Annotated in this window: 21 protein-coding genes, 2 tRNA genes and 1 pseudogene; 9 read left to right on the plus strand and 15 right to left on the minus strand. The window is 62.2% G+C overall.

Annotated features, from left to right (window positions below; all coding sequences use genetic code 11):
• Positions 1-337 precede the first annotated feature (337 nt).
• Positions 338-1,567, plus strand: coding sequence for a PLP-dependent aminotransferase family protein (locus tag ACQY4S_RS15740; protein ID WP_428486130.1), 1,230 nt, complete (start codon positions 338-340; stop codon positions 1,565-1,567).
• Between the two features lie 393 nt (positions 1,568-1,960).
• On the opposite strand, the gene ACQY4S_RS15745 is transcribed toward ACQY4S_RS15740, so the two are convergent.
• Positions 1,961-2,755 carry an HpcH/HpaI aldolase family protein gene (locus ACQY4S_RS15745; RefSeq protein WP_428486131.1) on the minus strand — a complete coding sequence of 265 codons (795 nt, stop codon included), beginning with the start codon at positions 2,753-2,755 and terminating at the stop codon, positions 1,961-1,963.
• 47 nt (positions 2,756-2,802) lie between these two features.
• Complete coding sequence (locus ACQY4S_RS15750; protein ID WP_428486132.1) at positions 2,803-4,386, minus strand: cisplatin damage response ATP-dependent DNA ligase; 1,584 nt, start codon at positions 4,384-4,386, stop codon at positions 2,803-2,805.
• Between the two features lie 99 nt (positions 4,387-4,485).
• On the opposite strand from ACQY4S_RS15750, the gene ACQY4S_RS15755 reads away from it, so the two are divergent.
• Positions 4,486-4,562: transfer RNA gene (locus ACQY4S_RS15755), tRNA-Pro, on the plus strand.
• Between the two features lie 341 nt (positions 4,563-4,903).
• Here ACQY4S_RS15755 and clpS read toward each other — a convergent pair.
• From clpS to ACQY4S_RS15810, 11 genes are all read right to left on the minus strand, one after another.
• Entirely contained in the window at positions 4,904-5,209 is a 306-nt protein-coding gene (clpS, locus tag ACQY4S_RS15760) for an ATP-dependent Clp protease adapter ClpS (RefSeq protein ID WP_428486133.1), read from the minus strand.
• A gap of 165 nt (positions 5,210-5,374) precedes the next feature.
• Positions 5,375-6,472, minus strand: a complete 1,098-nt coding sequence (gene pqqE, locus ACQY4S_RS15765) for a pyrroloquinoline quinone biosynthesis protein PqqE (protein ID WP_428486134.1) — start codon at positions 6,470-6,472, stop codon at positions 5,375-5,377.
• Positions 6,469-6,747 (minus strand): pyrroloquinoline quinone biosynthesis peptide chaperone PqqD, encoded by a 279-nt coding sequence (gene pqqD / locus ACQY4S_RS15770; RefSeq protein WP_428486135.1) that lies wholly within the window; start codon positions 6,745-6,747, stop codon positions 6,469-6,471. The genes pqqE and pqqD overlap by 4 nt, the downstream gene beginning before the upstream one ends.
• Positions 6,744-7,481 carry a pyrroloquinoline-quinone synthase PqqC gene (pqqC, locus tag ACQY4S_RS15775; RefSeq protein ID WP_428486136.1) on the minus strand — a complete coding sequence of 246 codons (738 nt, stop codon included), beginning with the start codon at positions 7,479-7,481 and terminating at the stop codon, positions 6,744-6,746. Before pqqC ends, pqqD begins: the two co-directional genes overlap by 4 nt.
• Positions 7,478-8,398, minus strand: coding sequence for a pyrroloquinoline quinone biosynthesis protein PqqB (gene pqqB / locus ACQY4S_RS15780; protein ID WP_428486137.1), 921 nt, complete (start codon positions 8,396-8,398; stop codon positions 7,478-7,480). The genes pqqC and pqqB overlap by 4 nt, the downstream gene beginning before the upstream one ends.
• 49 nt (positions 8,399-8,447) lie before the next feature.
• Positions 8,448-8,528 (minus strand): pyrroloquinoline quinone precursor peptide PqqA, encoded by an 81-nt coding sequence (gene pqqA, locus ACQY4S_RS15785; protein WP_428486289.1) that lies wholly within the window; start codon positions 8,526-8,528, stop codon positions 8,448-8,450.
• A 337-nt stretch (positions 8,529-8,865) separates the two neighbouring features.
• Positions 8,866-8,939 (minus strand) — tRNA-Gln (locus ACQY4S_RS15790).
• Between the two features lie 51 nt (positions 8,940-8,990).
• Positions 8,991-9,668, minus strand: coding sequence for a lipid-binding SYLF domain-containing protein (locus ACQY4S_RS15795; RefSeq protein ID WP_428486138.1), 678 nt, complete (start codon positions 9,666-9,668; stop codon positions 8,991-8,993).
• Between the two features lie 380 nt (positions 9,669-10,048).
• Positions 10,049-11,170: a CaiB/BaiF CoA transferase family protein gene (locus ACQY4S_RS15800; protein WP_428486139.1), complete on the minus strand. Its 1,122-nt coding sequence runs from the start codon at positions 11,168-11,170 to the stop codon at positions 10,049-10,051.
• 150 nt (positions 11,171-11,320) lie between these two features.
• Positions 11,321-11,707 carry a lactoylglutathione lyase gene (gene gloA / locus ACQY4S_RS15805; protein ID WP_428486140.1) on the minus strand — a complete coding sequence of 129 codons (387 nt, stop codon included), beginning with the start codon at positions 11,705-11,707 and terminating at the stop codon, positions 11,321-11,323.
• Complete coding sequence (locus ACQY4S_RS15810) at positions 11,704-12,657, minus strand: LpxI family protein (RefSeq protein WP_428486141.1); 954 nt, start codon at positions 12,655-12,657, stop codon at positions 11,704-11,706. Before ACQY4S_RS15810 ends, gloA begins: the two co-directional genes overlap by 4 nt.
• A gap of 131 nt (positions 12,658-12,788) precedes the next feature.
• On the opposite strand from ACQY4S_RS15810, the gene ACQY4S_RS15815 reads away from it, so the two are divergent.
• The 3 genes from ACQY4S_RS15815 to ACQY4S_RS15825 all read left to right on the plus strand — a co-directional run bounded on the left by ACQY4S_RS15815 (position 12,789) and on the right by ACQY4S_RS15825 (position 15,535).
• Positions 12,789-12,995 (plus strand): hypothetical protein, encoded by a 207-nt coding sequence (locus ACQY4S_RS15815; RefSeq protein WP_428486142.1) that lies wholly within the window; start codon positions 12,789-12,791, stop codon positions 12,993-12,995.
• A 192-nt stretch (positions 12,996-13,187) separates the two neighbouring features.
• The gene (gltA, locus tag ACQY4S_RS15820; protein ID WP_428486144.1) at positions 13,188-14,495 is read left to right on the plus strand and encodes a citrate synthase; all 1,308 of its coding nucleotides are present in this window, start codon (positions 13,188-13,190) and stop codon (positions 14,493-14,495) included.
• Positions 14,496-14,905: 410 nt separating this feature from the next.
• Entirely contained in the window at positions 14,906-15,535 is a 630-nt protein-coding gene (locus ACQY4S_RS15825) for a hypothetical protein (RefSeq protein ID WP_428486145.1), read from the plus strand.
• Positions 15,536-15,884: 349 nt separating this feature from the next.
• Here the strand turns inward: ACQY4S_RS15825 and ACQY4S_RS15830 are convergent.
• Positions 15,885-16,303: pseudogene (locus ACQY4S_RS15830) on the minus strand (IS3 family transposase); the annotation flags it as partial.
• 213 nt (positions 16,304-16,516) lie between these two features.
• Between ACQY4S_RS15830 and ACQY4S_RS15835 the strand changes: the two are divergent.
• The 4 genes from ACQY4S_RS15835 to ACQY4S_RS15850 all read left to right on the plus strand — a co-directional run bounded on the left by ACQY4S_RS15835 (position 16,517) and on the right by ACQY4S_RS15850 (position 20,093).
• Entirely contained in the window at positions 16,517-17,404 is an 888-nt protein-coding gene (locus ACQY4S_RS15835; RefSeq protein ID WP_428486146.1) for a dihydrodipicolinate synthase family protein, read from the plus strand.
• A gap of 205 nt (positions 17,405-17,609) precedes the next feature.
• On the plus strand, positions 17,610-18,782 hold the full coding sequence (locus ACQY4S_RS15840; RefSeq protein ID WP_428486147.1) for an amidase: 1,173 nt from the start codon (positions 17,610-17,612) through the stop codon (positions 18,780-18,782).
• 86 nt (positions 18,783-18,868) lie between these two features.
• Positions 18,869-19,735, plus strand: coding sequence for an alpha/beta fold hydrolase (locus ACQY4S_RS15845; protein ID WP_428486148.1), 867 nt, complete (start codon positions 18,869-18,871; stop codon positions 19,733-19,735).
• Between the two features lie 31 nt (positions 19,736-19,766).
• Entirely contained in the window at positions 19,767-20,093 is a 327-nt protein-coding gene (locus ACQY4S_RS15850) for a DUF952 domain-containing protein (RefSeq protein ID WP_428486149.1), read from the plus strand.
• A gap of 329 nt (positions 20,094-20,422) precedes the next feature.
• Here ACQY4S_RS15850 and ACQY4S_RS15855 read toward each other — a convergent pair whose 3' ends face one another.
• Positions 20,423-21,232 carry a glutathione S-transferase family protein gene (locus ACQY4S_RS15855; protein ID WP_428486150.1) on the minus strand — a complete coding sequence of 270 codons (810 nt, stop codon included), beginning with the start codon at positions 21,230-21,232 and terminating at the stop codon, positions 20,423-20,425.
• Positions 21,233-21,503: the final 271 nt, after the last annotated feature.

The following is a 21,503-nucleotide window of genomic DNA, read 5'->3' on the forward strand; positions in this document are numbered from 1 at the left end:
TATGGCACGCGGGATTGGTTGACAAAGCGGCCCGGCCAGCAACAACTTACCCGCTGTTGTATTTGCTGCTTCGCCGTAGATACCGAGTATTATATATTGACGGATCGCCGAGACGGCCTCGACTATCGCACTGCCGCCTGGTTCTGGGTCCCCTGTCCGCCGCCTTTCCCAGACCCACAACCGGATACACCGGGGACAATGTTTTCCAAGTCGCAATGCGAACAGTCCCGCGGGTGATTGCCTGGGCAAAGGCGAAGCCGGAGGGGTTCGTGCGATCGAGTCGCCTCTGTCCAGCATCGCTGCTAGCCTCGCCGTAAGAGCAACCGAGGAACAGCCAATGAGTGCCGCCGGCATCGACTATTCGCAACTCTACAGCGCAAGCCTGCCCGATCCGGCGCCGCGCTGGGCACCATTTCCAAAATACTATTTCATTGGTGGCAACAACGATCCCGAGCAGATCCCGATCGACGGGCTGATCGAGGCGGCATCATCCGTGCTGCGCCGTGAAGGCGCGAAGCTGGCGATCTACAATCTGGGACTTGGGCCTCAGGGATATCCAGGACTGCGCCAGTTTGTGGCCGACAAGTCAAAGCGCCAGCGGGGCATCGAGGCGCCGGTCGAGGACATCCTGATCACCACAGGATCCGGTCAGGGTCTGGACATGATCAGCCGCCTGCTGATCAACCCCGGCGACACGGTGCTGACCGAGGAGTATTGTTACCAGGGTGCTCTGAACCGGTTTCGCAAGCTCGGCGCTAAGCTTTTGGGCATGAAGCTGGATGCGGATGGAATCGTGATTGATGCTCTGGCGGATCAACTCGCGGCGCTGAAGGCGCAGGGGGTGACGCCGAAATTCATCTACACAATCCCGACGGTGCAGAACCCGACGGCAAGCGTCCTGCCGCTGGACCGGCGGCACGCACTAATCGCGCTCGCCCGCCAATACAACATCGCGATCTTTGAAGATGAATGTTACGCTGACTTGCTTTGGGATGGGATAGAGGCACCCCCGGCGCTGTATGCGCTCGATCCCGGCTGCGTCATCCATATCGGATCCTTCTCGAAATCCCTCGCTCCCGCCTTGCGGCTCGGCTATCTGATTGCGGGCTGGGAGATCATGCGCCGGCTGCTGCCCTTGAAAGGCGATAGCGGCACGGGCGCGCTGGATCAGATGGTGGTGGCGGAATACTTCTCGAAGCACTTCGATAACCATCTGGCGCACCTGAACGGCGTGCTGCGCGGCAAGCTCGCGGCGATGACAGAGGCCGTGGAAAAGGAGTTCGGTTCAACAGCCGAATGCTGTGCGCCGAAAGGCGGCATCTTTTTGTGGATCAGGCTGCCGGCGAATGTCGATGTGCGTAAGCTCGTCAAACCGGCGGCCGAGGCGGGAATCGTTTTCAATGCGGGGCCTGAATGGGCGGTCAGCCCGGATAACTCCAGCAACTGCCTCCGGCTTTGCTTCGCAATGCCCAGTGAAGGGACAATACGGGAAGGGGTGGCAGAACTTGCGAGGGTTTGTTATGAGCAGACAGGAATTCCGGTGCGAAGCGGGAATGTTCCCAGATAAGACAGGCAGCTCAGCGGCAATATGCCAGCACTCGCCCTGCGTCAGACAGTCCTGGTCAGCGTCTTTGTCACGGCCGCCACGCGAAAGCATGACCAGCGGCCGTCCAGTGCGGTCGCCGAAGGACAGGTAGCCAGTCTCGGCTGCACCGGCGACCACCGACAGGCCGCTGGTGCTGCCGATGAGATCGCCGGTCCAGAACGCCGCGTGACGTTGGCGAGGCAGCAGACAAGCGGGTCGGTAATGGCCGCATCCAGCAATTCATTGCTATTGAAGCAATCGGTCAAGCCGCCGGAGCCGGTGGCAAGCGAGTAGCCGAAGCCATCAGCCAACATCTGAAGATCGGCGTATCATCGGCGATACTGAACGTTACGACGCAGTTGTGTGGAGCATCAATCACATCGGTACGCCTGCCAGTCTGTTGAAGAACGACACACGCTGAGCAGCCCCCGTGACGATATAGCTGTGATCCGATCCGGTCAGCAGGAAGCGCGCGCCCATGCCGACATAGCGCGATGCATTCTGCTCATCGTAGACGCCCCCCATGCCGAGCACCTTGCCATGCCGGCGGCACGCATCGCCAATCACCTGGTAGGCGTCGATCACCTTTGGATGGTCCATCTGACCAGAAATACCCAGCTCGGCTGTCAGATCCGAGGTGCCGATGAACAGTATGTCGACACCCTCCACCGCCGCGATCGCATCGGCGTTGCGAACCGCTTCGGGACTTTCCAGCATGACAACGGTCAGGATTTCGGAATTGATCGCGGCCTGCGCCTCGGCTGTGGCCGGCGGCTGATAGCCGTAGATCGCCGGTGAGCCGCCCCAGCTTCGACGACCCATGGGCGGATAATGAAAGGCATCGGCAATTCGCTTGGCGTCGGCGGCGGTGTCCACATGCGGGACGACGATGCCCATGGCGCCGTTGTCCAGCGCGCGCGTCGCCTCGTCCAGCGCGCCGGCGCAGACGCGCACGATCGGCGTCACCCCGGTCGGCAGGGCAGCAATGCAGAGCTGCGTCGTCTCCTGGATCGTAAAGGCACCGTGCTCGCCATCGACGAACATCCAGTCGTGCCCAGTTGCGGCGGCCAGCACAGGTGCGGCGACCGTGCGTAGATGATGTACACCAAAGCCCAGAGCCATCTTGCCGGCCTTCAGGCGCTGACGGGTCGTGCTGACGGTGATGGACATGGTTTCCCCCGTTGTTTGGATCAGGCCAGCATGCCGACATGATAAGGTCAATCAACCGGAGTCCGGTCCTCCACCAGCGCCATCAAGGTTTCCAGCCGATCCGCCTCGGCCGCCGGCTTGTCGGTGCGGATGCGCGCCAGACGCGGGAAACGCATCGCCACGCCGGACTTGTGGCGGTTCGACAGTTGCACCGCATCGAACGCCACTTCCACAACCATCTTCTTTTCCACTTCGCGAACCGGTCCGAAGCGGGCGGTCGTATGGTTGCGGGTCCACTTGTCCAGGAAAACCAATTCCTGGTCGGTAAAGCCAAAATACGCTTTGCCGACCGGCACCAGTTCCTCGCCACGCCAGACGCCGAAGGTGTAGTCGGAATAGAAGCTGCTGCGCTTGCCATGCCCACGTTGCGCATACATCAGCACAGCATCGACCGTCAGCGGGTCGCGCTTCCACTTCCACCACTGACCTTTGACCCGCCCGGCCAGATAGGCGCTGTCGCCACGCTTCAGCATCAGCCCCTCGATAGAGGCAGCCCGGGCGCCATCCCGCAGCACCATCAGTTCCTGCAAGGATGAAAAGCGAATCAGCGGCGACAGGTCCATCCGAGCAGGCTTTTCGCGCGCCAGCCAGGCCTCCAGCCGACCACGGCGGTCATCAAATGGAAACGCGCGCAGGTCATTGGTGCCGTCGAACAGCAGGTCGTACAAGCGAATGCCGACCGGGTATTGCGCCATCATGGTCGCCGTGACGGTCTTGCGGTTCAGCCGCTGCTGCAATTCGGCGAACGGCGCTACCGTTCCTTCGCGTAGCACTAGAAGCTCCCCATCCAGCACCGCGTGAAAATTCATCGCCGCGATGATTTCGGGAAACCCCGCCGAGATGTCATCAGCGCCGCGGGAGAACAGCCGACGGCCGCCGGCTGTGGCGACAACCTGGACGCGAATGCCATCCCACTTCCACTCGGCCCGCCAATCGGCCGGTCGCAGTGCGGCCAAATCCGCGGCCTCCAGCGGATGCGCCAGCATCGGCGGCCGGAATACCGGCTGATCGGCGGGATCAGGTTTCGGCCCATGTCCCTCCAGCCAGGCGAACAGGGGTGTATAGGGCGGCGACAGGCCGTGCCACACTTCCTCCACATCATCCGCGGCAACCTGACCAATTTCGGCCAGCGCGATCTTCGCCAGGCGGGCGGAGGCGCCGACGCGAAGGCCACCGGTGATCAGTTTCAGCAGCGCCAGCCGGGTCGATGAATCGGACGTATCGAGCCATTGCGCCACCAGCCCAGGCAAAGCCACTTTCGACGCGGTTTCCAGCGTCTCCACAACGTCCGTCAGGCGCGGTGGGTTGGCTGGAGAGGGTTGAACCGGCCAGATCAGGGCAACGGTTTCGGCCAGATCGCCGACGTAGTCGTATGACCAGTCGAACAGGACAGGATCGGTGCGGGCGGCCGCCAGATCTCGGATCAGTCCTGGCTTGGCCGTAGTGAACGACAGTTCGCCGGTGATCGCAGCCAGGCCGAAGCCTCGGTCCGGGTCGGGCTGGGTGGCGAAATAGTGGCGCAGCAGCGCGATCTTGGCGTTGCGTGACGGCGTGAAGACCAGACGCTCCAGCAGGGCGGCAAAGGCAATCATGATGCGGAATGTGGACTGATCGGGGGGAAACGCCAACCTGAGGCAGCAGACGCATTGCGGCGCGGCGCGCGGGCTGGTAGACGAAGGCACCGGCGTAATCGGAGCGTAGCGCAGCCTGGTAGCGCATCAGTCTGGGGGACTGGGGGTCGTGGGTTCGAATCCCGCCGCTCCGACCAGTTCCAGGAGCACGGGTAAGACCGTTGACTCGACGAACGGTCGTTATCCGTCTTCTCTATCCCAGCGTCCGTGAAGCCAACAGGCGCCTTGCGGCTAATAAAGTTCGGCCACCTGACGACATTGGCGAATTCGCTGCGGACGGTGTGGCATAAGAGGCAGCGCGGATTGGCAGATGGTCATTGATCCATCCTGATGAAACATGAATAAGTTCTTGCTAACTTGGCACGATCACTCACCGAAATAGATTTCCCTGAAAGCGGCGGCGAGGAAATGAATATCTCGCTGGCATCCTGAAGCTACGATTATCGCCCACGGCTCGGCCGAGGCGATCCTCTTTGCCTCATTCCTCCGGCTCGGTCGTGAACAACAGCGGATAACCCTGGCTGCGGCCTAGATCCGTTGCATTCGTTGCCTTGGCTTCCGCAACATCTTTCGTAAAGACGGCAACAACGCACGCACCGCGCCGATGCGCGGTCATCATCACTCGCATTGCCTGATCCTCAGTCATGCGGAACTCCGCTTTCAGCACCGTCACGACGAACTCGCGCGGCGTATAGGCGTCGTTGATCAGAATAACCTTGTGAAGACGCGGACGTTCGACTTTTATTTCAACCTTTGCTTTCGGCTTCGTGGTGATATCGGTCATTGGTGGAGCTGCTCCCGACAGCGGCGCTGAGCCGCGACCTCGTCACACGTCTATACGCGCGGCGGCGGTATCCGGTTTTTTTATATCAACGGCGCCATGCCCTAAGCAAGCGGCGGCGGAAAAAGCCGCGCGTCGATGATCGAGCCATCGCCGCACACGCCACGTTCAGTCGGTTGTCTGTGTCGCACCGGGATAGCGGCGGTAGATGAAGGCCGGCGGCGTCGACCGCCGCGCTGCCACGGCCGCCTGGATCAGCGCATGGTCGGACGACTTCTCACAGGCGGGATCAGTGCGTGATGCGTCCGCGGTCAGCGCATAGGCCTGGCAACGACAGCCGCCCCAGTCGATCTCACGCTGATCGCACGACCGACACGGTTCCGGCATCCAACTTGTGCCTCGGAAGCGGGTAAACGCAGGCGCATTGTGCCAGATCGCGCGGAGAGACTGCTCCCGCACCGACGGGAAATTAAGATCTGGCAGCGACTCGGCGACGTGGCACGGCAATGCCTTGCCAGACGGCGTCACAGTCATGAAGCGTCGACCCCAGCCGCCCATGCAGGCCTTTGGCCGCGACGCGTGATAATCGGGAGCCACATAGTCGACGACAAGCTTGCCCTTGAGCCGCTGACGCGCAGCCTCCACGGCCACGGTCGCACCATCCGTCTCGGTTCGGCTGGGCAACAACGCATCACGGTTGGAAACCGCCCACCCGTGATACTGCACATGGGCGATTTCCACTCGCCCGGCCCCCAATGCTTCCGCGAGGTCGAGCATCCGCGAAACATGCGCCACATTCTGCCGGTGTACGACAAAGTTCAGCGTCAACGCGAGCCCAGCTTGCGTCACCGCCCGCGCCGCCGCGAGCTTTCGTGCGTGGCCGCCGCCAAGCCCACCGATCCGGTCAGCGCTGTCGGCCTCGATGTCCTGGATGCTGATCTGCACATGATCAAGCCCGGCGCGCGCGAGCTGGTTCAGCAACCGTTCATCCAGCAGCACACCGGATGTAATGAGGTTGCTGTACAATCCGCAGTCAGCGGCGGCGCGCACCAGCTCCGCCAGATCCTTTCGCGCGGTTGGCTCGCCGCCGGAAAAATGTAGTTGCAATACACCCAGTGCCGCCGCTTCCTCGAGTACCCGCCGCCAGGTCGCGGTATCCAACTCGGCGGCCGCCCGGTGCAACGTGACAGGATTGGCGCAGTATGGACATTGCAGCGGGCAACGATGGGTAAGCTCCGCCACCAGGCCCATCGGTGGATCGATCATGCTTGCCACCGTACCACCCCCTTCTCAACGAGACCTTGCAACATCGTCTCGACGTCGCCGGCTATGAGCTCACGCGGTGCGTCATAGCGCGCGGCCAGATCATCAATAATCACGCTCAGGCTGCGTATGCCGTCGACCAGCTTGAGGATCTCGACCGCCTGCTCGTCGGGCAGGAACAGCCGCTCAGGGGCCAGCACCACCCACGCCGCACGCACCGCGTCGAAGCGGAACTTCACGCCAGCGCCAAATCGCGGAATGGCCGCCTCGTCGTTCACCTGTCAGCCGGGACAAATGCGCCAGGCGGGACCAATCGCGGATCGACATAGGCCAGATACAGCCCATCAAGCATGGCCCAGAGTATGTCGCACTTGGTGCGCAAGACCGCCAGCACCGCCGCCTGCTGCTCTGGCGTGCGAGCATTCTCCTTGACGTAATCAAGCGCAAATTCGGCATCCATCGGAGCCTGATCCAACCGCGGCGTGAAGTAGCCGAGCGTTTCGGCCGTAACGAAATCATAGTTCGCCAGCATGCCTCCAACGCGTTCGGCGATGATCGCTGGGGAGAACAGTTCCGTGAGACACGATCCGATTGCTTCCAAAATCGACCGCTCGCGCACGATTTCCACATATGCATCGACGGCAAATCGGGTAATCGGCAGCAGACCGGCCATGGAAGTGACGTAGTCACGATCAAGCCCCAGCCCGTCGGTCAGCCGCAGCCATCGCGCGATGCCACCGGTATTCGGTTCGTCACCATCATGATCATGCAGCCGTCGTCGCCAGACGCGTCGCAGCTCCGACGTTGGCAGCCTTGCGATCAGTGTGGCGTCCTTCACCGGGATGCGACATTGGTAGTAGTAGCGATTCAACGCCCAGGCCTGAAGCTGTCCGCGATTCAAATTTCCCTGGTACATTAGTTTGTGGAAGGGATGCCGTGAGTGGTAGCGCTCGGCGCCGATCTGCCGCAACGAGGCTTCCAGTTCATCGGGCGACAGCAATCGACCGCTCATACCGGAATCTCCATTCCGTCATAGGCGACTTCCCAGCCCGCCGCCTCGACCTCTGCCCTTTCAGGTGAGTCATCCAACAACACTGGATTGGAGTTGTTGATGTGCAGCATGATCTTGCGCCGCACGTCGATCGCCTTGAATGCGGCGAGCGTGCCGTTTGGTCCATCAATGCTCATGTGGCCCATGCGCGCTCCGGTCTTGCTGCCAAGGCCGGCCCGCAGCATCTCGTCGTCGCGCCACAATGTGCCGTCAAAAAGCACCACGTCCGCACCTTTCAAGCGCCGCGCGAGCGCCTCGGTCATGCGGGCGCAGCCGGGAATGAAGAACAATCGACGGCTCCCGTGGCTTACCATGACACCGACCGTCTCTTCGCTCTCGACAATAGACGGCTCTCCAGTGGACGCCTCAAGATACAGCGGGATCTTGCCAGGGACGGAAAACAACGCCACGTCAAGACCACTCGGCGAACCATCTGGCAACGCCAACATGACCGGCATCCCAACCGCGACGTGCCGCCTCGTCACCACATCGCGCGCCAACACTTCAAAGATGGGATTCCCATCCAATACCTGGTGAATTCGCGGAGTAGCGTAAACCGTGAAAGCATGCCGTTCCCGCAACGTCAGCAGCCCGGCTATTACATCCACGTCCCCGCCAGACAGAACCACGCCAGCAATTGGTGATGAGCGCAAACCTTGGTGTGGCTGAAGACAGGACGACGCCTCGATCTGCTGTCGCAGATCCGGAGACGCATTCAGGAGAAACCAGTGATTGCCATCGGCACTAATCGCAACCGAGGCCTGGGTGCGCGGAACGGCGGAGAGATCACCGGATCTCGCCCGCCTGCATCCCACGGCGTTGGAATTCCACTGCGGAAAACCACCGCCGGCCGCGGCGCCAAGGACAAGCGCTCTCAAAGGTCTGATCGTGCGATCCGCCGCGCCACCAAAGTGGCGCGAAGCATGTTTACTTCAAACCAGCGGAAGCATACGAATTGATTTCGGCGCCGAGCGCGATTTCTGTGATTTTAGGTGTTTTCCAGGCCATCTAGACATCCTCCAGACTATAAATATCAATAAAATTGTATCAATGAGACTATGCATGGTCAAGGTGCGGATCACAGACAGCAGGTGGTGAACCGGATGCGCCACCCAGCTTCCGCAATGCGCAAACGGTCATGGGAACAACCTTCTGCTCGTCAACCGATCCCTCAGCCCATATCCACGTCTACCGCCGCGTGAGCTTCCACCAGCTTAATCGGCTAGGGTAAAATGCCCTTTTCCGCTCGTCTTGCTGATGGAGCGTGTCGATAACCGACGACTTGTTCCTGAAGCATTGACCTGCACAACCACGGACCACCAGGTGCAACGCTCTCGACCAGATGTGGCTGGGGGACCTGGATTCGAACCAAGGATGCCCGGGTCAGAGCCGGGAGTTTTACCGCTAAACTATCCCCCATCGGGCGCGGGCGGGTGGATAGCACCGCCGCCCGCGCCCCGCAACTCATGCCTATCCGATCGCTTCGATATCCCGCCGCAAGCCCACGGTACGTGGACTGCCACCACGGCCATACAGCACCTCATGCGAGGTCAGCGACCGGCCGTAGTAGGCGGAGTCCTGGTTCGGTTCCGCGCGGATGATCGAGCCATCAATCGCCACACCGCCGTACAGCCCGGTGGACGACGACCATACCACGATATCCGGCACGGAGGCCCCGCTGAGCGCGCCTTCAACGCCTGAACCCAATGTTGCGACCGTGATCCCTGCCTGCGCGCCAATCTTGAATTCATTGCGCAGCACGCCGTCCAGGCCCTTCTGGCTCATGATCAGCAGGATCAGCTCCGATTGTTCCAGTCCAGCCTGCAAGCCGAAGGACGCCGCGCCAATCGCGAAGAACGCCGGATCGCTCCAGCCGCTGCGGCCCTGCACCATCAGCACGCCATCGCCACCCTCTCCACCAACAATGAAGCCGCCCTTCAGCAGCTTGGGAACGATCATCACCGCCTTCGCCCGGCGCATGAGCTGCTTTGCGTTGCCAAACTCCTTGTCATGACGAAGATCCGCCAGCACCTTGCGGGCGCCATCGACGGTAACCTGCTGGCTCGACTGCGCCTGCGCCAGGGGCGCGACCAGCACTGAACCTGCCAGCAGCGAAACCGCGCCCAGCAACGTCGTTCTTCTCAACATCGTCATTCCTTTCTTGTCGCGGCGTAACAAATCAACACCAGCGAGCCTCCATATTTCACTACGAAAGACGCACGGTAGCGGGCAACTGGTCACCAATGCGTGAAGACACCAGGGCACACCTCACCGCAATGAAAAATAGCAACTTTTCGGATCGTTGAGGGATAGATTTTCCAGGGTTCTGCCACCAAGCCGGTCTTGTTGTAGGCATGTGTCCAAAAAGGCACGCGTGGGCGTGTCAACCGCGCCATCTCAGAAATCTTGGTTCGCTCGATCGACCCGGAGCCTTTCGTTGGCGGCGCCTCTCGCGGTCCTAAGCCGACAAAAGGCCTACGATTTAGACCCCCGCTTACGGTTGTTTCAGCGTTTCGATAGGCTCCCGTTCAGCCGGTCACCGCCTCGATCTCCGCCGCGGACATTCCCCAGGCCCTTAGCGCCTCTCCGGCGGTCACCAATCCCGGCGCCCGCGGCGGATCAGGCTGCGTGACGCCGAACCGAGGCGCTGGCGCCGGCTGGCGGAAACCACCTACATCGATGAAGGCGCCCCGTGCCTGATTATGGGGATGCTCATGCGCCTCCTGCATCGATAGCACGGGGGCGAAGCAGGCGTCGCTGCCTTCCAGCAGACGGCACCAGTCATCCCGCGTGCGGGAGCGGAACCGCTCGGTCAGCAATTTTTTCCAACCGTCCCAGCCGGCCTTGTCGCGCTGCGCAGGCAGTGTCGCCGGGTCGATTTCCAGCAGCCTCAGCAACTCGGCATGAAATTTCGCCTCGATGGGCGCGAGGGAGATGAACGCGCCGTCGGCACATTCATACACCTCATAGTAATAGGCACCAGAATCGAGCTGATTCTCCCCCCGCGGCGAGGCCAACCGGCCGCCCGCCTGCATCGCGTAGATCGGCGTCATCAGCGACAGTGCCCCATCCACCATCGCCGCATCGACCACCTGTCCGACACCGGTCGTTCGCGCCGAGAGGATCGCCGCCAGCAGCCCGGTCACCAGATACAGCGCGCCGCCGCCGTAGTCGCCCACCAGATTCAACGGCGGCGTCGGCTTCTGGCCGGCTCGTCCAATCGCGTGCAGCGCACCGGTCAGAGCGATGTAGTTCAGGTCATGGCCGGCCGCGTGGGCCAGCGGACCATCCTGCCCCCAGCCGGTTACCCGCCCGTAGGCCAGCCGCGGATTACGCCCCAGGCATTGATCCGGCCCAAGCCCCAGCCGCTCCATGACGCCGGGCCGAAATCCTTCAATCAAGGCATCGGAGCCGGCGATCAGCCGCAGCGCAAGGTCAACCGCCTGAGGCTGCTTCAGATCAAGGCCGATCGTCGCCCTGCTCCGGTGGGTGAACTCATGTTCCTTCGCCATCGGCACGCCAAGATCAGCCGGCGCTACTCGGTCGATGCGCAGCACCGTAGCCCCCATGTCGGCCAACAGCATGGCCGCCATCGGCGCCGGGCCGATGCCCGCGAACTCGACGATTTTCACGCCTGCCAAAGGTCCCATCTGTTATGTGCTTCCCCCGCTGGTTGATTGAGGACAGACCAGATCAGCAATCCTGGCTTATGCGCATCACTGTTGAAGCTGGCACATCCAGGTTCGCGATACCCGCCACCGGCATGACCGAAACAGGGCTATGCGGCGGCAGGGCGCCAGCTAGCCGCGCTGCACCAACTCGATCTTGTAGCCGTCGGGATCCTCGACAAAGGCGATGATCGTGGTGCCGAACTTCACCGGCCCCGGTTCGCGCGTCACCTTCGCCCCCAGCGACCGTAGTTTCTCGGTGGTCGTCGCGACATCCGGCACGCCGACGGCGAGGTGTCCGAAGGCCGTGCCCTGATCGTATTCCTGGGTGCCATAGTTGTAGGTCAGCTCGAGCACGGTGTTGCTGTCCTCATCGCCGTAGCCGACGAAGGCCAAGGTATATTTGCCGTCCGGCACGTCGCGACGGCGCAGCTCCTTCATCTCGAAGCCCTTGGTGTAGAAGTCTATGCTGCGCTGCAGGTCGCCGACGCGCAGCATGGTGTGCAAAAACCGGCTCATGGAGGTTCCCCTTCAGGTTGAAGACGTGCGGATGGAAGACTCGTGACCGGAACACCGGACAAGGTCAATGTTTCAGGGTCGAGGCCCAGTAGAAACAGGCCTGCCGCGTCCGCCGCGGCCACACAGGCCTCTCGCTCCGCCAGGATGGTTGTCCCGGCCTCGAACGCAAGCCCCCTCAGGCCGGCGGCGGCGACATTGCGTATCGTCCGCGGCCCGATCGTCGGCAGGTCGGCCCGCTTGTCCTGACCTGGCTTCACCAGCTTGACCAGCACGCCGCCGATGCCATCGCGGCGCAACGGCGCGCAGCGGGCCAGCATCGCGTCGGTGCCCTCGATCGCCTCCACCGCCAGCACAAGGCCCTGCTGCACGACGCAGCCTTGGCCAACATCAGCGGCACCCAGCAGGCGAACCACCTCCACCGCACGTGCGATGTCCGCCATGGCCTGGGCATCCGGCCCCGCCTGGGTCAGCACACCGCGCGGGGCGGTGGCCTCGCGCATCACCTCCTGCGCGCCGATGACGCGAAATCCCTCCTCGGCCAGCACTTTGATGACCGCCGCCAGCAACCCGTCATCGCCCATGAAGGCGGCTCGGCCGACGCGCGCCAGGATACGGGCTCCCTCGGCGTCAGGCCGCAGATTAAGCAGCGACGGTCGGCGGACAGGCCCGATCATTACGATGTCCTCACACCCATTGTCTCGCAGCAGCGCCAGAATGCGGCCGGCAGCGCCGAGCCGCACGATCTGGTGCGGCCAGGGCGCCAGAACCGCCGGATCGGCGAAGCCTTCCAGACCCAGAATAAAGACGCTGCGTCCGACTGCCCGTCCCGCCGCCGCGACCCTGGCCGGCAATTCGCCGCCGCCGGCGATGATCCCAAGACCTCGGTTTCCCACATTGCATTTCGCGGTCGTCAGGCTCGCAGCATCGGGAAACAGTGGGCTGCGTGGCATTTCTGCCTGATTTTCCATTCTGGATTCCATACAAGACAGACTTTTGTTGCCAGCCGGAGGCATTTATCGCCATAAATCATGGTCCGATCTCACGCTCCCGTGATATCGGCTTCGACAGAGATCACCGTCCCATGGTTGACGACGATTTGCCTGAAGCGGTTCGGCTTGCGACAGCAGCCAATGTGCTGCAGTGCCTTACCATACTGGCGGAGGAAGCGGACAACCTGAACCTGCCGCGCACCATACTGGCCCTGCGCAAGGCAATCCGCGCTTGCCAGGCGGACCAGGCGCGCGCGACACCCGTACTGCGTCCGCGGCGGCATTTGGTCCTGCATTGATTTCCGGCTGCGCATAGATCATCTGCCTGACATCAGGCAACGGAAACCGGCCTAGGCGGAATTTGCTGCGTGTGCGAAGGTTGCGTCGTGACGCGGAGCACCATAGTTTTTTGATCATCAACTGCCCCGGCAAGCGATCTTCGCCCGTCGGGCTGATGGTGCATCTCCGCCTCCAGTCATTAAGGACATCACATGAGCGGCAGCGTCAAACGGTCTGTCACGATCACCCTGGACGGGTCGAACAAATCGACCAGTCTGCCGCTGCTCTCGGGCAGCATTGGACCGGATGTCTTCGACATCCGCAAGCTTTATGGCGATCTGGGCGTCTTTACCTTTGATCCGGGCTACGGTGTCACCGCATCCTGTGACAGCAAGATCACCTATATCGACGGCGACGAAGGCGTCCTGTTGTATCGCGGCTATCCGATCGAGCAGCTTGCCGAACACTCTACCTTCCTGGAGGTCTGCTACCTGCTGCTGAACGGCGAACTGCCGACCGAGGCGGAAGCCAAGGACTTCGACCTTGGCGTGATGCGGCACACCATGCTGCACGAGCAGCTTCGGACCTTCTACAACGGTTTCCGTCGCGACGCGCATCCGATGGCAGTGATGTGTGGCGTCGTCGGCGCGTTATCGGCTTTCTACCACGACAGCCTGGACATCCATAACAAGGAAAGCCGCGACATCAGTGCCTTCCGGCTGATCGCCAAGCTGCCGACAATTGCGGCCTGGGCGCACAAATACTCGATTGGCCAGCCGTTCATATATCCGCACAACGACCTGTCATATGCAGAAAACTTCCTGCATATGTTCCATGCGGTGCCGGCCGAGGAATACAAGGTCAGCCCGGTCCTATCCAAGGCCATGGACCTGATCATGATCCTGCACGCGGATCATGAGCAGAATGCCTCCACCAGCACGGTCAGGCTGGCGGGATCGACCGGTGCCAATCCCTTTGCCTGCATCGCCGCCGGCATCGCCAGCCTGTGGGGCCCAGCGCATGGCGGCGCTAACGAGGCCGTGTTAAAGATGCTGGCCGAGATCGGCCACACCAAGAACATCAAGCAGTTCCTCGCGGACGTGAAGGACAAGGACAACCACACCAAGCTGATGGGCTTCGGTCATCGGGTCTACAAGAATTATGATCCGCGGGCCAAGATCATCCAGAAGGCCTGCCATGACGTGCTGCAGGAACTTGGCATCAAGGACGACCCCCTGCTGGATCTGGCGGTCGAACTCGAGAAGATCGCTCTCACCGATCGCTATTTTGTCGATCGGAAGTTGTACCCGAACGTGGATTTCTACTCTGGTATCATCCTAAAGGCGATGGGCTTTCCCACCAACATGTTCACCGCACTGTTCGCCGTCTCCCGCACCGTCGGCTGGGTCAGCCAGTGGAAGGAGATGATCGAGGATCCGCAGCAGCGCATCGGACGGCCGCGTCAGATCTACACCGGCGCGCCGCGTCGTGACTACGTGCCGTCGATCAAGCGCGGCTGACACCCTGACGGCTGCGATCAGCCGGCGGCCGCTGGTCGCCGGCTTTTTTGCGCGCGTTGTCGCCCGGCTGAAGCGATAATCCAAATTTCACCTGGTGAAATTGGGTTTGTCGTCCTCTAAAAAATTCGGTGGATAACGAACGGCTAGCATCCAGCATCAAGGTTCAACGGCAGTCGCTTGAAGCATCATCATGTCGTAATAATAGAAAAATGATATCGGCAGATAAGTGCCGATTAAATCCACATATTGGTATCTTTGTCGATAGAGGCAAACGAATCAAGACTGGTTTCACGATTTCGACGCTATAAGTGCAATAATATTCCTGTATGATAAGATTGTTAGTTTGCAATAAAATCCGTTAATACGCGTTAAGGTTGCATTCACTAAGAAGTGATTTGAGGGACAGGCCAATGCGAGGACCAATTTCTTTAGACATTCTCGTTAAAAACCGCCTCAAGGGCTGGGGTCAACGACCACCCGGCGTAAAACCACGGCGCGGCAAGGAAGCTTGGCTGCGCGGCCGCCCATCAGAGGACGAAACCAGGATTTGCAATCCGTTTCTCAAAATCCCTGGCAGCACGCGGCTGCGTACTCTGCCTGATGGCCTGTGGCTGAACTTCGGCGGCAGTTTTTCAGAACCCTTTGTTGATATCCTGGCCATCGAAGCCTGTTCGACGATCCAGAACCTGCTCGATAAACGCTCTCGCTTTGCCCCCAGCACGCATTCCCTGATGTGCGTCTGCCCCACAGGTTGGCTGCTGGCGCCGATTGCCCCGTCCGACGACACGCCACGTTGGAAGACCACTGGGGTGATCCTGCATGAGCCATTCAACGATGTGATCATTCCGGTGCGGGAGATGCGGGTGCTGTATGGTCTAAAGAAGGACCACTACAAGGGCTTTGCCCGCCATCAGCTTCCGCATGCTCACGAGTTTTTCGTGCCGATGGAAACGCTGACGGAGGAGCATAGCGAGGACAATCCGGCGTTACGGGAACTGATAGGTCGAGCCTCCGTGTCAGCGAATTTTTTCAGCCCCTGAGGTTGCGTCATGCTGGGCTTTGACAGGCGCAGGAGGACCAGGATCAGCCCGCGCCACGGGGGCACGAGCGACGTTAATCCGGCAAACGTCCAATGCACGAAAACGATCGCCCAATCCCCGTCATGGCGGACCTGATGGCATCGGCGCTGGTTCTTTATTTCAGTGGCCTGCTTATCCCCTCCATCCGTCAGAAGATATGACGAACTTCGGGGGCAGGACACTGGTCCGACTTTCGCAACTCGCGGCCGATAATGCCCTAAAGGGGTGGCTTCCCGTAGGGTGGTGTCGCAAGGTCGGCACCACAGGGCCAGAGGTCATTTTGCTACCGCAACTCCATTTGAGCAGATCTTGGATACGGCTTTGACGTGCGCGGCCGGCGATACAGCGCCTCGATGCACATTTGCCGCATCATCGTTCTTACCATCTCACGACCAATGACGCCTCCGCCGCACAACAGGTCACGCAGCATCCGGCTGCCCGCGAACGGGTAATTCCAGTGCAGGGCATCAATCCGCCGCATGATCATTGGTTCGGCCTCCGGCACGGGCTGTAGTTCGTAGTGAAGGCTGCTCCGGCTGAGCCGCAAACGGCCGCCTGCCGTGTCAACGGAAGGTCATGGCGCCGGTCGATCATCGTTGGCGCTCAGCAGGCCGGCTTTACATCATACTGCTGCGCCAATTCGGCCAGCGTCCTCTCGCCCTTGATGGCCGACGGCGCCACCTTGGCCTTCAACGCCGCGGCGTGCGTCCAGTGTGTTCGCTTGGTCATGCTTGTTCCTGATCCGCGGCAGCTTCGCCGCTTTCAGGCAGAAATTCCCTTTATCGGCCTGTCCGAATTTGGCCGCCCCCCTTTGTCGCGGATGGCTGGCCGCCATCGGCCATGATACGTGTTGGAAGCTGTGGGTGATGCCTTTTGAGCGCGACACCGGCAAGGAGTACATCTGTCGAAGTCGATCTCGCGGCCCGAGGAGCAGCACGAACCATGCAAGCCTTTCGCGGCACCTATACGGTGATGGTCACGCCCTTCACAGCCGATGGCGCGCTTGATCTGCCGACGCTGCGCCGCCTCGTCGACTGGCAGATCGGCCAGGGCATCCACGGGTTGATTCCATTGGGTTCCACCGGCGAGTTCCTGTCGCTGTCGGACGACGAGCATCTCGCGGTGGCGGAGACGGTGATCCAGCAGGCGGCCGGTCGCGTGCCAGTGCTGATCGGCACCGGGGCGGAGGACACCCGTGAAGCGGTCAGGCTCAGCCGCAGGGCGGAAAGCCTGAAGGCCGACGGCGTGATGATCATCCCGCCATTCTACTGCACGCCGACCGAGGACGAGCTGTACCACCACTACAAGACCATCGGCGACGCGATCGGTCTGCCGATCATGATCTACAACAATCCGGCAACCGCCAATGTGGACCTGACGCCGCCGGTGGTGGCGCGGCTCGCCGCCATCGACAATTGCCGCTACATCAAGGAGTCGACGCTGGAGGTGACGCGGGTGCGCGACATCCTTCGGCTGTGCGGCGACCGGATGACGGTGTTCGGCGGCATCCTCGGTTTTGAATCCTTCGTCGAGGGCGCCGCCGGCTGGGTCGCGGTCGCCGCCAATGTGGCGCCCCGCCCGCTGGCCCGCCTGTTCACCCTGGTGGCGAACGAGGCGCGGGTGACCGAAGGACGGGCGCTTTACCTGCGCTACCTCCGGCTGATCGAGTTCGTCGGCGGCCAATACTATGTCGCCGGATCGAAGGCGCTGCTGCGGCACATGGGCCTGGATGTGGGTGAACCACGGCCGCCGCGCCTGCCGCTGCCGGCGAACCGGAATGAGATGGCACAGGCCATCGTGCGGGATCTCGATCTGGCCTACGGGCCGTGAGGGGCGCGTCAGGCTTTCCGGGGTCCGGATCGGGCCGCGACGACGAAGCGCTGACATGCCATGATGTCCAACGGCGGGATAACCGGGGGCCTCGCGACGCGGGACATCCTCGCGCCCCGCCGGATGCCTGTGCCGGCGCCGATCGCGGCCGCGCAGGGTGCGGCCTGGCAAGAAGCGATCGCGGAACAAATCCAGGAGCGACCTGATGGATCATCTCAATGCCTTCGTGCCGGGGGAACGGTGCACGATCCCCGGCGCGGCGGGCGGTCCGCTGGCCGATCTAAGCTTCGCGGTGAAGGACTTGATCGATGTCGCCAACTGGCCGACCGGCGGCGGCAATCCCGACTGGGCACGTGCGCACCCGGTGCCGGAACGATCCGCCTGGGTGGTGCAGCGTCTGCTGGACGCCGGGGCCCGCATCATCGGCAAGACCGCGACCGACGAAGTGTCGCTCGGCATCCTTGGCGAGAATCCGTTCACCGGCACACCGCTGAACCCGGCCGCGCCGGATCGCGTGCCGGGCGGATCTTCATCCGGATCGGCATCCGCGGTGGCCGGCGGCGCATGCGACTTCGCCCTCGGCACTGATACCGGCGGATCGGTTCGCGTACCAGCCAGCTTCTGCGGCCTGTTCGGCCTCAGGCCGACGCACGGGCGACTGAATTTTCGCGGCATCACCGTCCAGGCGCCGTCCTCCGATACGGTCGGCTGGCTGGCGCGGGACGCCACGACGTTTGCCCGTGTGGGACAGGTGTTGTTCGACGAGACGCTGCCCGAGATGCTGCCCCGCACCCTGCTGATCGCCAGCGATGCGTTCGCCTTCGCCGATCCGGCCGTGGCCGAGGCGCTGTCGCCGATGGTGAACAGGTTGGCCGACCTGATCGGCACGCGCCGAGATGAAACCCTGGCGCCGCAAGGCTTGTCGGTGTGGAAGGAGGCGCAGCGTTGCCTCCAATCCAGCGAATCCTGGCGGACCTTCGCGCCGTGGGTCGACCGGTACAATCCTCGCCTGCAGTTCAGCGTGGCGCGAAACCTTGCACTGGCGGCTCAGATCAGTGACGGCGAGCGCGCCAGGGCCGCGCTGATGCGGCTGGAAGCACGCGCACGGCTGCGGATGCTGCTGCCGCCCGACACGATCCTGTGCCTGCCGACCACCCCATTCCCTGCACCGATGCGCGGTCTGTCGATCTCGGATCTGGCGCTCCCGCGTGAGCGGATCACCTGCCTGGCCTGCGTGGGCGGCTTGACCGGATCGCCGCAGGTTAACCTGCCCGGCGCACGGGTTGACGGCGCCCCGGTCGGATTGTCGCTTGTCGGCGCCCCAGGCACGGACACAACGCTGCTCGCGGTGGCCAACGCGTTCGGCGAGTCGTATTGAAGGTTTTGGCGCAAGTCGTTTTGCCAGCCTGGTCACTGCCAGCCTGGCCACTGCCAGCCTGGCCACCATAATCCGGAGAGGCTCCGATGCGAGCGACACTGCGCGGCACCGAAATCTACTTTGACATCGACGGGATGGGCCTGGTCCCCGACAACGATGTCATGCGTGAACGCCCGGTGGCGATGCTGATCCACGGCGGCCCGGGCAGCGACCACAGCGGCCTCAAGCCCGCCTTCACGCCGTTGGCCGCCAGCATGCAACTGGTTTATTTCGATCATCGCGGACAAGGGCGTTCGGGCAGGGGCGATTCAAGCACCTATACGCTGGACGAGAATGTCGAGGATATGGAGGCGCTGCGCCGGCATCTCGGCCTCGACCCGATCGTCAGCGTCGGCACCAGCTATGGCGGCATGGTGGCGATGGCGCACGCGCTGCGCTATCCCGAAAGCATCTCCCACCTCGTGCTGATCGTCACCGCCGCGCATGGCGGCTTCATCGACCGCGCCAGGCAGATCGTGCGCCAGCGTGGCACCGCCGAACAGCAGCGTGTCTGCGACATGCTTTGGGCGGGCGAACTCGATACGGTGGAACGGCTGAAGCATTACTACGCCGTGATGGGGCCGCTGTACGCGCGCAGCTACGATCCCAAGGCCGCCGCCGCGGCGCTGCGCCGCGGCAGCCATGCGCCGGAGCCGCTGAACCGCGCCTTCGGACCTGGCGGGTTCATGTATGGCTACGACCTGCGTCCTCGGCTTGGCGAGATCAACGTGCCCACGCTCATTCTCGCCGGCCGACATGACTGGATCTGCGCGCCGGAGTTCTCGGAGGAGATTCACACGCATATTCCAGGCTCGGATCTGCGTATTTTCGAGAACAGCAGCCACTCCATACGCTCCGACGAGCCCGAGGCGATGATCGAAGCGATCGCCGGTTTCGTCGCCCGTGACAGATGATGGACAAGCCAAGGCAGCAGCGATCAGAACCATGGAACTGCATCACGTCGCCACCGAAGCCGATTGGGACATGGCGAGCCGGACCGGCCAGTATTCGCCGCCCGCGCTGCATCGTGACGGCTTCCTGCATTGTTGCACCGCCGAGCAGCTCGATTTCGTTCTGGCTCGCCATTTCGTCGGGGTCACGGATCTGCTCGTGCTGACATTCGATCCGGACGAGGTGCCGGCCAGGTTATGCTGGGTCAACAGCGAGCCCGATCAGGCTCCATTCCCGCACCTGTATGGCCCCATCCCCTGCAGCGCGGTCCGCCGTGCGGCGAGACCCGACGCCATCGCGCGGACGCGCATTTCATCCTGACCCGCGTCTTGCAACCAGCAATCGCGACGCGGCTATCGTGGCTCGAACGATCATCCGGATCGCACGCGCTGGCAAACCCCAAATCGGGTGCGCGATCGTGCAACGGTCGCGCTCGGCTCGTTGCTGTGCGCAGGTGGTTCTCGCGCCGCCAACCGTGGCCCTCAGCGATAACTGGCGGGGTTCCTGCAGCGCTGTATGGCGCACCCCGACGCTGAGTTTGGCGGAAACCGGACATAGTGTGCCCGGCCCGCCGGCGGTGGCTTTGCGGCCGTCTCGGACATTAGATCGTTATGTCGGCCAGCCCAAAAGCGGACATATCTTCGTGGCGCTCAACCGTGGATTATGCCGAAAATAACGCGGCCGACTTGCAACGTTGTCCATATATCGGCTGCGACGAAGCTGGGTCGTGCTTTCATCGCACCCCAGTATCGGGCAAGCGCCGGCCTGTCGGCGATCTTTCCTGCCATCCCGACAAACGTCATGCGGGCTAGAAACACCGTCCACACGACGTCAGCGGCGCCGTAATCCGGCGGGACCATCACATCGCAGCGGTCGGCGAGATGACGTTCGAGACGGTCCAGCAACCCGACTGCTTCCGTGCGCCGCGTCGCCAACAAGTGAACCGCCATCTTGGGATCAAAGATGCGCTCGCGTTCGGCGAACACCTCGGCCCGCCTTTCGTAAACCTTGGCTAGATCAGGATGAGCGGCGGCCGCTTGAAGAAGGCGGCGGCGGACGGCGGCCATCCTGGCGGGGATGATGGCGCGTGCCGCTGCGTGGCGGGCCAGGAACCCGCCAAAGGTCAGTTCCTCAATCGGGTAGGCGTAATGCAGATCGAGCCATGACGCAGTTTCGGCATCAGGCGCCTGTCCGGCGCCGGACAGCGCGACGTTCAGTATCTCCCGGCTTTGATCAAGGACGCGCCCGGCGAGCACCAGCGTTGGAACTGTCATGTTCGGGTTGAGCCGAACGTATGCTGGTAGCTGCTGGCTGCGTCGGAAGAGGATGTCGACAAAAACCTGCTCGTGGTCGATCCCGGCCTCCGCAAGCGCCAGCCGCGCAATCATGGAGAAATAAGATGACGGGGCGTGGTAGAGCCTCGGCTTGACGCTGCCAGTCGCCGTTTCAAGAACGCTCATGCCTCAACGTAACTGGCGGCAGGAGCCCCGTGAAGGCGCGTAGGTTCCGGAATCTCACGCCGCTTTCGCGACAGTGCCGCCAAGCTGTCGAGCGAGGGTGCGATAGACGATCAGCCATGAAATGGAGAACAGCTCGGCAAGGTCGTTCGAGTAGTTGCCGGTATCGTGCATGTGACGCAGCTCCTTCAGATGCTTCTCATGGGATCGACCCGCCCTGGTCGACGCCGCCTGAAATACACGCGTAATCAGCATCCTATAACACCGGAAGAAC

It is taken from the genome of Rhodopila sp., from assembly GCF_965276935.1.
GTDB lineage: Bacteria > Pseudomonadota > Alphaproteobacteria > Acetobacterales > Acetobacteraceae > Rhodopila.

Coding starts and splice junctions, on each gene's coding strand:
- ACQY4S_RS15815 (WP_428486142.1), top strand. CDS start 12,789: ATGGTTGACGACGATTTGCCTGAAGCGGTTCGGCTTGCGACAGCAGCC.
- pqqA (WP_428486289.1), bottom strand. CDS start 8,528: ATGGCCTGGAAAACACCTAAAATCACAGAAATCGCGCTCGGCGCCGAA.
- ACQY4S_RS15850 (WP_428486149.1), top strand. CDS start 19,767: ATGGAACTGCATCACGTCGCCACCGAAGCCGATTGGGACATGGCGAGC.
- pqqC (WP_428486136.1), bottom strand. CDS start 7,481: ATGAGCGGTCGATTGCTGTCGCCCGATGAACTGGAAGCCTCGTTGCGG.
- ACQY4S_RS15740 (WP_428486130.1), top strand. CDS start 338: ATGAGTGCCGCCGGCATCGACTATTCGCAACTCTACAGCGCAAGCCTG.
- pqqE (WP_428486134.1), bottom strand. CDS start 6,472: ATGATCGATCCACCGATGGGCCTGGTGGCGGAGCTTACCCATCGTTGC.
- ACQY4S_RS15835 (WP_428486146.1), top strand. CDS start 16,517: ATGCAAGCCTTTCGCGGCACCTATACGGTGATGGTCACGCCCTTCACA.
- clpS (WP_428486133.1), bottom strand. CDS start 5,209: ATGACCGATATCACCACGAAGCCGAAAGCAAAGGTTGAAATAAAAGTC.
- ACQY4S_RS15810 (WP_428486141.1), bottom strand. CDS start 12,657: ATGCCACGCAGCCCACTGTTTCCCGATGCTGCGAGCCTGACGACCGCG.
- ACQY4S_RS15745 (WP_428486131.1), bottom strand. CDS start 2,755: ATGTCCATCACCGTCAGCACGACCCGTCAGCGCCTGAAGGCCGGCAAG.
- ACQY4S_RS15795 (WP_428486138.1), bottom strand. CDS start 9,668: ATGTTGAGAAGAACGACGTTGCTGGGCGCGGTTTCGCTGCTGGCAGGT.
- ACQY4S_RS15840 (WP_428486147.1), top strand. CDS start 17,610: ATGGATCATCTCAATGCCTTCGTGCCGGGGGAACGGTGCACGATCCCC.
- ACQY4S_RS15825 (WP_428486145.1), top strand. CDS start 14,906: ATGCGAGGACCAATTTCTTTAGACATTCTCGTTAAAAACCGCCTCAAG.
- ACQY4S_RS15800 (WP_428486139.1), bottom strand. CDS start 11,170: ATGGGACCTTTGGCAGGCGTGAAAATCGTCGAGTTCGCGGGCATCGGC.
- ACQY4S_RS15750 (WP_428486132.1), bottom strand. CDS start 4,386: ATGATTGCCTTTGCCGCCCTGCTGGAGCGTCTGGTCTTCACGCCGTCA.
- ACQY4S_RS15845 (WP_428486148.1), top strand. CDS start 18,869: ATGCGAGCGACACTGCGCGGCACCGAAATCTACTTTGACATCGACGGG.
- ACQY4S_RS15855 (WP_428486150.1), bottom strand. CDS start 21,232: ATGAGCGTTCTTGAAACGGCGACTGGCAGCGTCAAGCCGAGGCTCTAC.
- gloA (WP_428486140.1), bottom strand. CDS start 11,707: ATGAGCCGGTTTTTGCACACCATGCTGCGCGTCGGCGACCTGCAGCGC.
- gltA (WP_428486144.1), top strand. CDS start 13,188: ATGAGCGGCAGCGTCAAACGGTCTGTCACGATCACCCTGGACGGGTCG.